The sequence below is a fragment of the Pseudomonas sp. Sample_9 genome (genome assembly GCF_004307535.1).
Taxonomy (GTDB): domain Bacteria; phylum Pseudomonadota; class Gammaproteobacteria; order Pseudomonadales; family Pseudomonadaceae; genus Aquipseudomonas; species Aquipseudomonas mercuritolerans.
In genome coordinates, this window is the sequence record NZ_RAZO01000149.1 from 51,568 (window position 1) to 66,130 (window position 14,563).

The window sequence follows — 14,563 nt, forward strand, 5'->3', positions numbered from 1 at the left end:
TTAGATGCCTTTGGCCGGTCCTGCCGTGAAACCGCCAAAACTGCCGCTGAAAAGCGCGGCAGAGCGCCTAAGCTGTGAACCATTCAAAACAATACCTGGCGTTGAACTGCGCCAAAAAGGAGATCGCATGCTCGAGCTCACTATAGAGCAGATATCCATGGGCCAGTCGGCCGTGGATAAACCCGCTGCCCTGCAATTGCTGGCCAGTCATCTGGTTGCCGACGGTCTGGTTGCCGACGGCTACCTCGCCGGCCTGCAGGCCCGGGAAGCCCAGGGCTCGACCTTTCTCGGTCAAGGCATCGCCATTCCCCACGGTACGCCGGAAACCCGCGATCAGGTATTCGCCACCGGCGTGCGCCTGATGCAGTTTCCCGACGGCGTCGACTGGGGCGATGGCCAGATCGTTTATCTGGCCATCGGCATCGCGGCGAAATCCGACGAACACCTGCGCCTGCTGCAACTACTGACCCGCGCCCTCGGCGAGACCGATCTGGGCCAGGCCTTGCGTCGCGCCAGCTCCCCCGAAGCGCTGCTGAAACTGTTGCAAGGCGCGCCGCAGGAACTGGCGCTGGATGCGCAGATGATCGGCCTCGGCGTGTCGGCCGACGATTTCGAAGAACTGGTCTGGCGCGGCGCACGTCTGCTGCGTCAGGCCGATTGTGTGAGCAACGGCTTTGCCGGCGTGTTGCAGCAAGTCGAAGCGCTGCCCCTGGGCGATGGCCTGTGGTGGTTGCACAGCGAGCAGACCGTGAAGCGTCCGGGACTGGCGTTCGTCACCCCGGACAAACCGATGCGCTACCTCGGCCAGCCGCTCAGCGGTCTGTTCTGCCTCGCCAGCCTGGGCGAAGCGCATCAGGCGTTGCTCGAGCGTTTGTGCGCGTTGCTGATCGAAGGTCGCGGCCACGAACTGGGCCGCGCCACCAGCAGCCGCAAAGTCCTCGAAGTGCTCGGCGGTGAACTGCCGGCCGACTGGCCGAGTGCACGTATTGCCCTGGCCAATGCCCATGGTTTGCACGCACGACCAGCGAAGATTCTTGCGCAACTGGCGAAGAGTTTTGACGGCGAAATCCGCGTGCGCATCGTCGACAGCCAGGACAGCGCCGTGTCGGTGAAGAGCCTGAGCAAACTGCTCAGTCTCGGTGCCCGGCGCGGTCAGGTGCTGGAGCTGATCGCCGAGCCGAGCATCGCCGCCGATGCCTTGCCGGCCCTGCTCGCGGCGATCGAAGAAGGCCTCGGTGAGGAAGTCGAGCCGCTGCCGGCCGTGAGTCAGCAGCGTGAAGTGATCGCCGACATCGCCGAAGTGCTGGTCGCTCCGGCGTCCGGCAGCCTGTTGCAGGCGATTCCCGCCGCACCGGGCATTGCCATCGGCCCTGCGCACATTCAGGTGCAACAAGCCATCGATTACCCGTTGCGCGGCGAGTCGGCGGCCATCGAGCGCGAGCGCCTCAAGCAAGCGCTGAGCGACGTGCGCCGCGACATTCAGGGCTTGATCGAACGCAGCAAGGCCAAGGCAATTCGCGAGATTTTCATCACTCACCAGGAAATGCTCGACGACCCGGATCTGACCGACGAAGTCGACACCCGCCTCAAGCAAGGTGAAAGCGCCGAAGCGGCGTGGATGGCAGTGATCGAAGCCGCCGCCAAACAGCAGGAATCGCTGCAGGACGCTTTGCTCGCCGAGCGTGCCGCCGATCTGCGTGACATCGGTCGTCGCGTGCTGGCGCAATTGTGTGGCGTGCAGACCGCGAATGAACCCGAGCAACCGTACATTCTGGTGATGGACGAAGTTGGCCCGTCCGACGTCGCGCGCCTGGATCCTGCGCGAGTGGCAGGGATTCTCACCGCGCGCGGCGGTGCTACCGCGCACAGCGCCATCGTCGCCCGCGCGCTCGGTATTCCAGCACTGGTCGGCGCGGGTGCAGCGGTGCTGTTGCTCGAGCCGGGCACGCCGCTGTTGCTCGACGGTCAGCGTGGCCGTCTGCATGTCGACGCCGATGCCGCGACCCTCAAGCGTGCCGCTGAAGAGCGCGACACCCGCGAGCAGCGCCTGAAGGTCGCCGCCGAACAACGCCATCAACCGGCGCACACCACCGACGGCCACGCCGTCGAAGTGTTCGCCAACATCGGCGAAAGCGCAGGCGTGACCAGCGCGGTGGAGCAGGGCGCTGAAGGCATTGGTCTGCTGCGAACCGAACTGATTTTCATGGCCCACCCGCAGGCACCGGACGAGGCAACCCAGGAAGCCGAATACCGTCGCGTCCTCGATGGTCTGGCCGGACGGCCGCTGGTGGTGCGCACGCTGGACGTCGGCGGCGACAAACCGCTGCCGTATTGGCCGATCGCCAAGGAAGAAAACCCGTTCCTCGGCGTGCGCGGCATTCGCCTGACTCTGCAGCGGCCGCAGATCATGGAAGCGCAACTGCGCGCCTTGCTGCGCTCGGCTGACAACCGTCCGCTGCGGATCATGTTCCCGATGGTCGGCAGCGTCGAAGAGTGGCGCCAGGCCCGCGACATGACCGAACGCCTGCGTCTGGAAATTCCGGTCGCCGACCTGCAACTGGGGATCATGATCGAGGTGCCATCCGCCGCACTACTCGCGCCGGTTCTGGCCAAGGAAGTCGACTTCTTCAGCGTCGGCACCAACGACCTGACCCAATACACCCTGGCCATCGACCGTGGTCATCCGACGCTGTCTGCACAAGCGGATGGCTTGCACCCGGCAGTGCTGCAACTGATCGACATCACCGTGCGCGCGGCCCATGCCCATGGCAAATGGGTGGGTGTCTGCGGCGAACTGGCGGCTGATCCGCTGGCGGTGCCGGTGCTGGTCGGCCTTGGTGTCGACGAACTCAGCGTGTCCGGGCGCAGCATTGCCGAAGTCAAGGCGCGCATCCGTGAACTCAGCCTGACCCAGGCGCAAACCCTCGCCCAACAGGCCCTGGCCGTGGGCAGCGCGAATGAAGTACGCGCATTAGTGGAGGCCCTGTAATGGCCAAGATTCTCACCCTGACCCTCAACCCGGCTCTCGACCTCACCGTCGAGCTGTCACGGCTGGACGCTGGTCAGGTCAATCGCAGCGAGGAGATGCACACCCACGCTGCGGGCAAAGGCGTCAACGTCGCCCAGGTGCTGGCGGATCTTGGCCATCAGGTCACCGTCAGCGGCTTTCTCGGCGAAGACAATCAGCAAGCGTTCGAAACCCTGTTCGCCAAGCGTGGTTTTGTCGATGCGTTTGTCCGCGTGCCGGGCGAGACGCGCAGCAACATCAAAGTCGCCGAACAGGACGGGCGCATCACCGACATCAACGGCCCCGGCCCGGTGGTTGATGCAACGGCGCAGCAAGCCTTGCTTGATCGCTTGCTGCAGATCGCACCGGGGCACGATGCGGTGGTGGTCGCCGGCAGTCTGCCGCGTGGCGTCACCGCGCAATGGTTGCGCGAGCTGATTGAACGGTTGAACGCGCTCGGCTTGAAAGTCGCCCTCGATTCCAGTGGTGAAGCCTTGCGCGCTGCGTTGCAGGCCAGCCCCTGGCTGATCAAACCGAACACCGAAGAATTGGCCCACGCACTTGGCTGCGAAGTGGTGTCGCCGATCGCTGAAGCACAAGCCGCCGCACGTTTGCACGGCCAAGGCATCGAGCACGTGGTGATCTCCCACGGCGCTGACGGGGTCAACTGGTTCAGTGTCGGCTCGGCCCTGCATGCCTCGCCGCCGAAGGTCAGCGTGGCCAGCACGGTCGGTGCCGGCGATTCCTTGCTCGCCGGCATGCTCCACGGTCTGCTCAGCGCCGACACCCCCGAGCAAACCCTGCGCACCGCCACCGCGATTGCGGCGATGGCGGTGACCCAGATCGGTTTTGGCATCAACGACGCTGCGCAACTGGCGCAGCTCGAACAGGGCGTGCGCGTGCGTCCCCTGACAGAACAATAAGAGGGTTTGTCATGAAGTTAGCCATTGTTACGGCTTGCCCGAACGGCATGGTCACCAGTGTGCTGTGCGCGCGTCTGCTCGATGCAGCGGCGCAGCGTCAGGGCTGGAGCACCAGCGTTGAAGTGGTCGATCCGGCGCACCCGGAACGCGAATTGTCGGCGGCGACCATCGAAGCCGCCGAGTGGGTTTTGCTGGTTGCCACCGGCGCGGTAGACATGCGCCGTTTTGTCGGCAAGCGCGTGTTCCAGATTGCTCCGGCGCAGGCCTTGCAGGATGTCGAAGCGGTGCTGCGTCGCGGTGCTGAAGAAGCCAAAGTCTACGTGGCCAGCGAAGTCGAACCGGCGATCGATACGCCCCGTGCGCCGCGCATCGTTGCTATCACCGCGTGCCCGACCGGCGTCGCCCACACCTTCATGGCCGCCGAAGCGTTGCAGCAGACTGCCAAGCGCCTGGGCTATGAATTGCAGGTCGAAACCCAAGGCTCGGTCGGCGCGAAAACCCCACTCAGCGCAACGGCCATCACCGAGGCAGACGTGGTGCTGCTGGCGGCAGATATCGACGTCGCCACCGAGCGTTTCGCCGGCAAGAAGATCTATCGCTGCGGCACGGGCGTTGCGCTGAAGCAATCAGAAGCGACCCTGAAAAAAGCCCTGGCCGAAGGCGCTGTCGAAAGTGCGGCAAGCGACGGCAAGGCCCCGGCCAAGTCCGAGAAAACCGGCGTCTACAAGCACCTGCTCACGGGTGTGTCGTACATGCTGCCGATGGTGGTGGCGGGTGGTTTGCTGATCGCGTTGTCCTTCGTGTTCGGCATCACCGCTTACAAGGAAGAAGGCACGCTGGCGGCGGCGTTGATGCAGATCGGCGGCGAAACCGCGTTCAAACTGATGGTGCCGCTACTCGCCGGTTACATCGCCTACTCGATCGCCGACCGCCCGGGCCTGGCGCCGGGGATGATCGGCGGCTTGCTCGCAGGCACTCTGGGCGCCGGATTCATCGGCGGGATCATTGCCGGCTTCATCGCCGGTTATGCGGCCAAAGCCATCGCCCGCTATGTGAAATTGCCGCAGAGCCTGGAAGCGTTGAAGCCGATTCTGATCATCCCGTTGCTGGCCAGTCTGGCCACCGGCCTGGTGATGATTTACGTGGTCGGCAAACCGGTCGCCGGCATGCTCGCCGCGCTCACCCAGTTCCTCGACAGCATGGGCACCACCAACGCGATTCTGCTCGGCGTATTGCTCGGCGGCATGATGTGCGTCGACCTCGGCGGGCCGATCAACAAGGCTGCCTATGCGTTTTCGGTGGGGCTGCTGGCCTCGCAGAGTTACGCACCGATGGCCGCGACCATGGCCGCCGGCATGGTGCCGCCGATTGGCCTGGGCATCGCCACCTTCATTGCCCGGCGCAAGTTCGCCCAGACCGAGCGCGAGGCCGGCAAAGCGGCTTTCGTGCTCGGCCTGTGCTTTATCTCCGAAGGGGCGATTCCGTTTGCTGCGAAAGACCCGCTGCGGGTGATCCCGGCGAGCATCGCCGGCGGCGCGCTGACCGGCGCCTTGTCGATGTACTTCGGCTGCAAACTGATGGCGCCGCACGGTGGCTTGTTTGTGCTGGCGATCCCCAATGCGATCAACCATGCGCTGCTGTATCTGCTGGCGATCATCGCGGGGAGTCTGGTCACGGCGGTGGTGTATGCGCTGCTCAAAAGGCCTGAGGCTGTCGAACTGGCAGTCGACCCCGTCAACGCCTGACCGACAACACCAAATCCCTGTGGGAGCGAGCCTGCTCGCGAAAGCGGAGTGTCAGCTGAAGATGTGGTAGCTGGCGGGACGCCTTCGCGAGCAGGCTCGCTCCCACAGGAGTCTGCATTGTCATAGCGGGTTCATACACCCATGCTTAAGTTTTCCCTTTTGCAGGGAGAACACCATGAGCGATTTCAATCTCGGTCGGCGTCGCGTCATGCAAGCGGTCGGCGCCGGGCTGTTGCTGCCGGGGCTGGCGCCGGCGGTGATTGCTTCGGTCAAGGATCGTCCCCAGCTCACCGACGGCGTGCAGTCTGGCGACCTGCTCGGCGACCGCGCGATGATCTGGAGCCGCAGCGATCGCCCGGCGCGTATGGTGGTCGAGTGGGACACCGGCAGCCTGTTCGGCAACCCGCGCAAATTCGTCTCGCCACTGGCCGATGCGCGCAGCGATTTCACCGCCCGCGTCGAACTCGCCGGCCTGCCGGCCAACCAGGCAATCTTCTATCGCGTGCACTTCGAAGATGCCCAGAGTGGCGTCGCCAGCGAACCGTGGTTCGGCCATCTGCGCAGCGTGCCAACGGCCAGGCGCGACATCCGTTTTGTCTGGAGCGGTGACACCGTAGGCCAAGGCTTCGGGATCAATCCGGACATCGGCGGCATGCGTATCTACGAAGCGATGCGCCTGCGCCTGCCGGACTTCTTTATCCACAGCGGCGACACCATCTACGCCGACGGCCCGGTGCCCGCGCAACTGACCACCGAAAGCGGGCGCATCTGGCGCAATATCACCACCGAAGCCAAGAGCAAAGTCGCGCAGACCCTCGACGATTATCGCGGCAACTATCGCTACAACCTGATGGACGAAAACATCCGCCGCTTCAACGCCGAAGTGCCGCAGATCTGGCAGTGGGACGACCACGAAGTGGTCAACAACTGGTCGCCGGGCAAGCAGCTGGATGAGCGTTATCAGGAGAAAGATATCCACAAGCTGGTCGGCCGCGCCCGGCAGGCGTGGCTGGAATATGCGCCGATGCGCTTGCAGGCGGCGGACGGCGGCGGGCGCATTTATCGCAAGCTCAGTTACGGGCCGATGCTCGACGTATTCGTGCTGGATATGCGCAGCTATCGCGAAGCCAACGATGCCAACCTGGGCGCGGCAAAACCGTTTCTCGGCCGTGAACAGCTGGACTGGCTCAAGCGTGAATTGCAGGCGTCGACGGCGCAGTGGAAAGTCATCGCCGCCGACATGCCCATCGGCCTTGGCGTCCCCGACGGCGAGGTCAGCCCAGGCGTTGCACGCTGGGAAGCCGTGGCCAACGGCGACCCCGGCCCGGCGCAGGGGCGCGAACTGGAAATTGCCGAATTGCTCGGCTTTCTGCGCTCGCAGCAGGTGCGCAATTTCGTGTTTCTGACGGCGGACGTGCACTACTGCGCGGCGCATCACTACCACCCGGACCGCGCCGCGTTCCAGGATTTCGAACCGTTCTGGGAATTCGTCGCCGGGCCGTTGAACGCCGGCAGTTTCGGGCCGAATCCACTGGACAAGACATTTGGGCCTGAGGTGGTGTTCGAGAAAGCACCGCCCGCACAGAACACCTCGCCGTTTGCCGGGTTTCAGTTTTTTGGCGAGGTGAATATCGAAGGGCAGAGCGGGGAGATGAGTGTGGTGTTGCGGGATCTGGATGGCATCGCTGTTTTCGAACAGAAACTCCAACCGGTCTGAGCACCGCGTCCCCTGTGGGAGCGAGCCTGCTCGCGAAAGCGGACTTACAGCCAACACCAATGTTGACTGTTAAATCGCCTTCGCGAGCAGGCTCGATCCCACAAGGGGATGGTGTTTGGTCAGTAAACGTCCCGGCGATAGCGGCCCTGTTCGATCAGGCGTTCGACTTCGGCGCTGCCGAGGATATCGTTGAGGGCCTGGTCGACGCCTGAGGCCATACCTTGAAGGCTGCCGCAGATATAGATGACGGCACCATCTGCCAACCATTTCTTCAATTCATCCGCCGACTCACGCAAGCGATCCTGCACATAAACCTTTTCAGCCTGATCGCGGGAAAACGCCAGATCCAGCCGCGCCAGATCACCATTGACCAGCCACTCTTCGAGCTCGGCGCGGCAGAGGAAGTCGTGCTCACGGTTGCGCTCGCCGAACAGCAGCCACTGCCGCTGCTGACCATCGGCAATGCGTGCCTTGAGCAGGCTGCGCAGGCCGGCCAGGCCAGTGCCGTTGCCCAGCAGGATCATCGGCACGGGTTCGTTAGGCAGATGGAAACCGCTGTTGCGCCGCACGCGCAGACTGATGCTGCCGCCCACTGGCGCGTGTTCGGTGAGCCAGCCGGAGCCGATGCCGAGGCTGCCGTCGTTGTGCTGTTCCTGGCGCACGATCAGTTCCAGCACGCCGTCAGCGGCAATCGAGGCGATCGAGTATTCGCGCATCGCCAGCGGCACCATCGCGTCGACCAGCGACTGCGCATGCAAACCGACCAGATGTGCGCGGTGTTCGGGCAATTGCCGTGAGGCGAGGGCCACTTCCAGGGGCTCGTCGATGCCGTTGACCTTCACCTGAGTTTCGCCCCGAATGCCGAGGCCGTCGAGGAAATGTTCGATGGCCCACGGGCAGTTGCGTGGCAGCACTTCGACCAGGTCACCGGCCAGCCAGCTGCGGGTGTCCGGGGCTTTGAGGCCGAGCAGAAAGACCGGCGCGCCACTGCTGTCGGGGTTCATCAGTTCGCGACGGACCAGCGTCCAGTTGTCGTAGCTCGGTGCTTGCCAGGTTTCGCTCGGCGCGTGCCCGGTGAGCTGGCCGAGTTGGGTTTGCCAGTGACGCAGCGCGTAGGGATCGCCGCTGTCGACTTCCACCGGGGCGAACAAGGTCTTGCCGCCGTGCTCGCCGAGCCATTGATGCAGGCGCTTGGCGAAGCCGCAGAAGTGCGCGTACTGCCGATCGCCGAGGCCGAGCACGGCGTAGTTGAGGCTGTCGAGCGTCGAGGCCTTGGCCAGCACTTTGCGTTCGAAACCACGGGCGCTGTCCGGCGCTTCGCCGTCGCCGAAGGTGCTGACCACGAACAATGCGTTGTTCGAGTCCCGCAGATCCTGTTCGCTCAGATTGGCCAGCGGCTGCACGTTGACCGGCAATCCGGCGGCCTGCAATTGTCCGGCGGTCTGCCACGCCAATTGTTCGGCGAAACCGCTCTGGCTGGCGAAGCCGATCAGCCATGCCGAAGCATCGGCGGACGGTTGCGCGAGGCCTTGGCGGGCATCCTTGATCTGCTTTTTCTTGCGTCGACGATCGAGGTATAGCAGCCAGCCAGTGATGAAGAACAGCGGCATGCACACCGCCGCAATCGTCACGATGATGCGCCCGACGAGGCCGAAATAACTTCCGACGTGCAGTGCATAAATGCTGGTCAGCAGTTGGGCCTTGAAGCTTTTGTCGGCATAGCGGTCGACGCGTTTGACCACGCCGGTCGCCGGGTCGAGGGTGATCTGATTCAGCGCGCGGTCATGGGGCGAGCTGTCGAGCAGGTAGAACACCGTCGCCGGCTGGCCGGCCACCGCCGGCATGCGAATGTTGTACCCGGCCAGACCCGGGCCGGCAGCGCTGTAGATGCTGCTCCACATCGCCGCGTAGTCGGCGGTCGGTGCCGGACCTTCCGGCGCCGGGCCGCGACCGCCGCGTACGCGTTCGTTTTGCGGCGCGTCGGAAAGCAGTCGGGTCAGGCCTTTGTTGTACCACTCGTACGACCATGACAAGCCGGTCAACGCCAGCAGCAGATAGACCAAAAGGCACCAGGTGCCGGCCACCGAGTGCAGATCCCAATTGAACGCGCGGCCTTTCTTTTTCCAGTCCAGGGTCAACCACACGCGCCAGCTGTTCCACTGACGCGGCCAACGCAAATACAGACCAGAAAGGCAGAAGAACAACAGCATCAAGGTGCAGGCGCCGGTGATGTTGCGCCCGGTGTCGCCCATGGCGAGGAAGCGGTGCAGTTGCAGCATCAGGCCAAAGAAGTCCTGGCCGGTGGCGTCGCCCTTGAACTCGGCGGTGTACGGGTCGAAGTAGCGCATTTCGCCACGCCGTTCGCCCTTTGGCGGCGTGAAGAATACCCGTGCGGCGTGACCGCTGTCGGTCTCGACCCAGAGCATCGCGACTTTCTTGCCGGACGCGGCTTCAATGCGCTCCACCAGTTCCACGGGTGGCAGCACGCCGGCGACCTGCTTTTCCACCTGCAGAACGGACGGATTCAGCGCGCGCAGGATCTCGTCCTGAAACGAATAGGCCGCGCCGGTGATGCCCATCAGGGCCAGCACCAGCCCTGCGGTGATGCCAAAAAACCAGTGCAACTGGAACAGGGTTTTCTTCAACACGTCACTCGCCGTCCGTTCGGAAATTGTCATCACGGCGCGCATTATGCCGTGGGTTATCAAGATGCGTTTTGCGTTACACACAAAAGCCCCGTTCAACTGAATGAACGGGGCCTGATCCGTTTCGCAGATCTTATGTGGGAGCGAGCTTGCTCGCGAAGGCGTCGTGTCAGTCAGCATCGACTTCACTGAGCCACCGCTTTCGCGAGCAAGCTCGCTCCCACAGGTTTTCACATCGGTCAGAAGTGGAAATTGGTGCTCAACAGCGCCGTGCGGCCCGCCGCCTGGTTGGCGAAGTGGGTCGAGAAGGCTTTGTCGTAATAGGTTTCGTCGCTCAGGTTCTGCACGTTGAGTTGCAGGTCGACGTTCTTGGTCAGCTTGTAGGCCGCCATCGCGTCGTAACGCACGTACGAATCGACCATTGTCGTGTTCGCCACACTGCCGTAGACGTCGTCGACGTAGAACGCGCCACCACCGATCGTCAGCTTCGGCGTGACCTGATACGTGGTCCACAGGCTGGCGCTGTTTTTCGGTGTGTTCGGCAGATCGTTGCCGTCGTTGGCACGACCCAGCGGGCCACCGTCAACCTGTTCGCTGTCCATGAAGGCGTAACCGGCGAACACCTGCCACTTGTCGGTGATCTTGCCGCTGGCCGACAGTTCGAAGCCTTGTACGCGGGTCTTGCCGGCGTTCTCGTAGGAGCTGGTGTCGACCTGCACGCGAGCGTTTTCCTTCTCGGTGCGGAAGATGTCGGCGGTCAGCGACAGGCGATCGTTGAGCAGGTCCCACTTTGTGCCGATTTCGTAGTTCTTGGTGGTTTCCGGCTCCATGTCGCTGCTCAGCAGGTTGCCGCTGCGATCCGGGGTGCCGCCCAGCGGATTTCCTTCCTGACCTTCGCCCAAGGTGTTGCCCGGCGGTGTCGCCGAAGTTGCATAAGAGGCGTAGATGCTGCCGTTTTCCGCCGGTTTGTAGACCACGCCGAACTGGCCGGTGACGAATTCGCTGGTGTCATCACCCTTGGAGGTGGTGGTGCCTGCGGCGTTGTAGGTTTTGTAGTCGGTGTCGAAGTGGTCGTAGCGCAGGCCCATGTTCACCAGCCATTGCTCGGTCAACTCCAGCGTGTCGAACACGTACAGCGCGTAGGTGTCGGCCTGGGTGTCGGTGCCGGCGTAGTTGCGCGAGATCGCGCCGTTCCACGGATCGTTCGGATTCGGGTTAGACAGCGAGGTGCAGTTGTAACCGCTGGCAGCGCCGATCAGGCCCGGGTTGCAGTTGGTGGTGACAGCGCTGGTGCGCGGCGTGGTGTCGGTGTTGACGTTGTACGAGGATTTCTCGCTCTGCTCGCGGGTGTATTCGACACCGGTGGAGAAGCTGTTCTTGAAACCGGCCACGTAGAAGGTGCCGAACAGGTCGGTCTGGTTGGTGGTGGTTTCGGTATTGCTCACCCGCGTGTTGGCGCGACGCCAGACGCTGCCGTTGTTGACGTTGCCCTTGCTGTCGTCCGGCTGGGTGAGGATGTAATCCTGCATGCTGCTGCCGTGGCGCAGGGTGTTCTTGATGGTCAGCGCATCGTTCAGGTCGTGCTCGATGGCGAAGGTCGCGGTGTCGGTGCGGCCCTTGCGGAAGTCACGATCCAGACCGTAGAAGTTGTCGTGATCGCCACCGGCGTATGGCTTGTCCGGGTTGGACTTGGTGCGTGCGGCCGAACCACCGGTGGGAATGGTGTAAGGGATGCCCGAGTCCGGGGTGTCGTTGCTTTCCAGATGGTAGTAGTCGAGGTTGACACGGGTGTCGGTGCCCAGGCCGAAGGCCAGCGACGGCGCGATGCCCCAGCGGTCGTAATCGACCTTGTCGCGACCGGCGACGTTGCTCTCGTGGCTCATCAGGTTGAGACGGCCGGCAGCGCTGTCGCTGAACACGTAGTTGCCGTCGAGGGTGTAGCGCTGGGTCTGGTCGGAGCCGTAGGTGAAGCCGCCATCGAACGAGTTGCCCAGATGGGCTTTCTTGCTCACCAGATTAATGCTGCCGCCGGCTGCGCCGCGACCGCCAATCGCCGAGTTCGGGCCTTTGCTGACTTCGATGTTTTCCACAGCGAAGATCTCGCGGCTCTGCGAACCGGTGTCGCGCACGCCGTCCAGATAGGTGTCGCCCTGGGCGTCGAAGCCGCGAATGAACGGACGATCGCCCTGCGGGTTGCCCCCTTCACCGGCGCCGAAGGTGATGCCCGGCACGGTGCGCAGCGCGTCCTGCATGTTCAGCGCGCCGGTGTCCTTGAGCACTTGTTGCGGGATGACGGTGACCGAGCGCGGCGTGTCGACCAGCGGCGCGGTGTACTTGGGCGAGGAGGCTTTTTCGACCTGGTAGGACGTCGAGTCCTGGGCTTCGCCGGTGATGGCGGTGGCGTCCAGGGCGATGGCGTTGCCGGACGCTTTGCTGTCGGTTTTTTCCGCCGCGAAGACCATCTGCCCAGCGGAGCCGGCGGTGATTGCGACACCGATTGCCGAGGCGAGCAGACGTGGTGAACTGACCGGTAATTGTGCGTGTTGACGTGCCATTTTTATTCCCCTCCCCAAGGATTTGAGGCGGCGGAATATAGGGTAAACAGGTATTCGTATCAATTGCGAAACATTGTTATTCGCATTGAATTTACATTCTTTACAATTTGCCCTTACGGTTTCTGCTTGTTCATCCGTCTTGGGGGTTTTACACAGTCAATAAGAATCAATACCATTGCCGCCTTCTTGCCATCAGGTGACATCGCCATGCTGCTGCACATTCCCGGGCTGTTCGCAAAAGACGAAGTGCAGCGCATCCGCCAGGCCCTGGAGCAAGCGGATTGGGCCGACGGCAAGATCACCGCCGGCTTCCAGTCGGCCAAGGCCAAGCACAATCTGCAACTGCCCGAAGGCCACCTGCTGGCGAAAGAAATCGGCGCGGCGATGCTGGAGCGGTTGTGGAAAAATCCGCTGTTCATGTCTGCCGCACTGCCGCACAAAGTCTTCCCGCCGCTAGTGAACTGCTACACGGCCGGAGGCAGTTTCGATTTTCACATCGACAACGCCGTGCGCCAGCCCAAGGGCAGCATCGAGCGGGTGCGCACCGATTTGTCGGCGACGCTGTTTTTCAGCGAACCGGAAGATTACGACGGCGGCGAACTGGAGATTCAGGACACCTACGGCACCCAGCGAGTGAAGCTGCCAGCCGGCGACATGGTGTTGTATCCGGGCACCAGTTTGCACAAGGTCAATGCCGTCACTCGCGGCGCGCGTTACGCCTCATTCTTCTGGACGCAGAGCCTGGTGCGCGAAGACAGCCAGCGCGCCTTGCTGTTCGAGATGGACGGCGCGATTCAGCAGTTGACCCAGGACGTGCCCGATCACCCTTCGCTGATCCGCCTCACCGGCACTTATCACAACTTGCTGCGGCGTTGGGTCGAGGTATGAGTTTCCAGTTGCGCCGCGAGGAAGTCCTCGATGCGGCCGGGTTCGCGGCAATGCTTGAAGAAAGCCCGGCCCGCGCTGCGCAAGCGATTTTGCTCGCGGCGGGCGAGGGTGAGGTTGAAGCGCAGGCGCTGCTTGGGCAGATCCTGCTGGATGGCCAAGGCATCGCCCAGGATCAGCCATTGGCGCTGCGCTGGTTCGCTATTGCCGCCAGTCGCGGGCATCTGATGGCGCGCAACATGCTCGGGCGTTGTCATGAGCATGGTTGGGGATGTGCGGCGGATGCCTCGGTGGCGGCGCAGCATTATCGAATCGCTGCCGAGTCGGGTCTTGATTGGGCGATGTACAACCTGGCCAACTTGCTGGCGACCGGGCGCGGGGTGACGGTTGATCATCAGCAGGCGCTGGCGTTGTACCGGCGCGCGGCTGAGTTGGGCCATGCGAAATCGATGAATCTGCTGGGGCGCTATCTGGAGGAAGGGCAGGTGTGTCCAGCGGATCCGCTGGCGGCGCGCGAGTGGTATCGGCGTTCGGCTGAAGCTGGGGATTTTCGTGGGCAGTTCAGTCATGCGGCGGTGCTGGCCGATGAAGGCCGGATCGATGACGCAGTCATATGGCTTGAGAAAGCCTTGGCCGGCGGCAATCTGAATTTTCTGCGGGTGGCGAGTCAGGCGCTGGCGAGTGCTGTAGATCCGAAGATTCAGGCGTTGGCTGGGCGGTATGCGCTTCGGTGCCAATAACCCTCACCCTAACCCTCTCCCAGAGGGAGAGGGGACTGACCGAGTTGGATGTTCCAGGTACACCGACCTGAGATATCCAGTCGACCTCAGGTTTTGAAGAGCCCCCGATCTGCTCCCTTTCCCCCTCGCCCCCTTGGGGGAGAGGGCTGGGGTGAGGGGGATAGATCGAAAGCACACCACCAATCTCAAAGCCAGACACAAAAAAGCCCATGACACATCATGGGCTTTTTGCATTACCGATTCAGCGCTTAAACGTAAAACGACTTCAACGGCGGAAACCCATTGAACTCAACCGCGCTGTAACTGGTGGTGTACGCACCGGTCGACAGCCAGTACAGACGATCAC

9 protein-coding genes are annotated in these 14,563 nt (G+C 63.0%); 6 read left to right on the forward strand and 3 right to left on the reverse strand.

Translation table 11 applies throughout. From position 1 onward, the window contains the following. Positions 1–127 precede the first annotated feature (127 nt). The 4 genes from ptsP to D6877_RS07645 all read left to right on the forward strand — a co-directional run bounded on the left by ptsP (position 128) and on the right by D6877_RS07645 (position 7,392). Positions 128–2,989 carry a phosphoenolpyruvate--protein phosphotransferase gene (ptsP, locus tag D6877_RS07630; RefSeq protein WP_130910371.1) on the forward strand — a complete coding sequence of 954 codons (2,862 nt, stop codon included), beginning with the start codon at positions 128–130 and terminating at the stop codon, positions 2,987–2,989. Further along, positions 2,989–3,930, forward strand: a complete 942-nt coding sequence (gene pfkB / locus D6877_RS07635; RefSeq protein ID WP_130910372.1) for a 1-phosphofructokinase — start codon at positions 2,989–2,991, stop codon at positions 3,928–3,930. The genes ptsP and pfkB overlap by 1 nt, the downstream gene beginning before the upstream one ends. An 11-nt stretch (positions 3,931–3,941) precedes the next feature. Next, positions 3,942–5,675, forward strand: coding sequence for a PTS fructose-like transporter subunit IIB (locus tag D6877_RS07640; protein WP_130910373.1), 1,734 nt, complete (start codon positions 3,942–3,944; stop codon positions 5,673–5,675). A gap of 175 nt (positions 5,676–5,850) precedes the next feature. Further along, complete coding sequence (locus D6877_RS07645) at positions 5,851–7,392, forward strand: alkaline phosphatase D family protein (protein WP_130910374.1); 1,542 nt, start codon at positions 5,851–5,853, stop codon at positions 7,390–7,392. Positions 7,393–7,511: 119 nt separating this feature from the next. Here D6877_RS07645 and D6877_RS07655 read toward each other — a convergent pair whose 3' ends face one another. Both D6877_RS07655 and D6877_RS07660 read right to left on the reverse strand, forming a co-directional pair. Then, entirely contained in the window at positions 7,512–10,040 is a 2,529-nt protein-coding gene (locus D6877_RS07655) for a sulfite reductase flavoprotein subunit alpha (RefSeq protein ID WP_130910381.1), read from the reverse strand. A 236-nt stretch (positions 10,041–10,276) separates the two neighbouring features. Next, a complete protein-coding gene (locus tag D6877_RS07660; protein WP_130910376.1) occupies positions 10,277–12,592 on the reverse strand; it encodes a TonB-dependent siderophore receptor in 2,316 nt (771 codons plus the stop codon). A 207-nt stretch (positions 12,593–12,799) separates the two neighbouring features. Between D6877_RS07660 and D6877_RS07665 the strand changes: the two genes are divergently transcribed. Together D6877_RS07665 and D6877_RS07670 are read left to right on the forward strand one after the other, a co-directional pair. Next, on the forward strand, positions 12,800–13,480 hold the full coding sequence (locus D6877_RS07665; protein WP_130910377.1) for a Fe2+-dependent dioxygenase: 681 nt from the start codon (positions 12,800–12,802) through the stop codon (positions 13,478–13,480). Beyond that, complete coding sequence (locus D6877_RS07670) at positions 13,477–14,217, forward strand: tetratricopeptide repeat protein (RefSeq protein WP_130910378.1); 741 nt, start codon at positions 13,477–13,479, stop codon at positions 14,215–14,217. Before D6877_RS07665 ends, D6877_RS07670 begins: the two co-directional genes overlap by 4 nt. A 248-nt stretch (positions 14,218–14,465) precedes the next feature. Here D6877_RS07670 and D6877_RS29860 read toward each other — a convergent pair. Beyond that, positions 14,466–14,563, reverse strand: a 98-nt coding sequence (locus D6877_RS29860) for a hypothetical protein (protein WP_130910379.1), incomplete at its 5' end; no start/stop codon positions are given.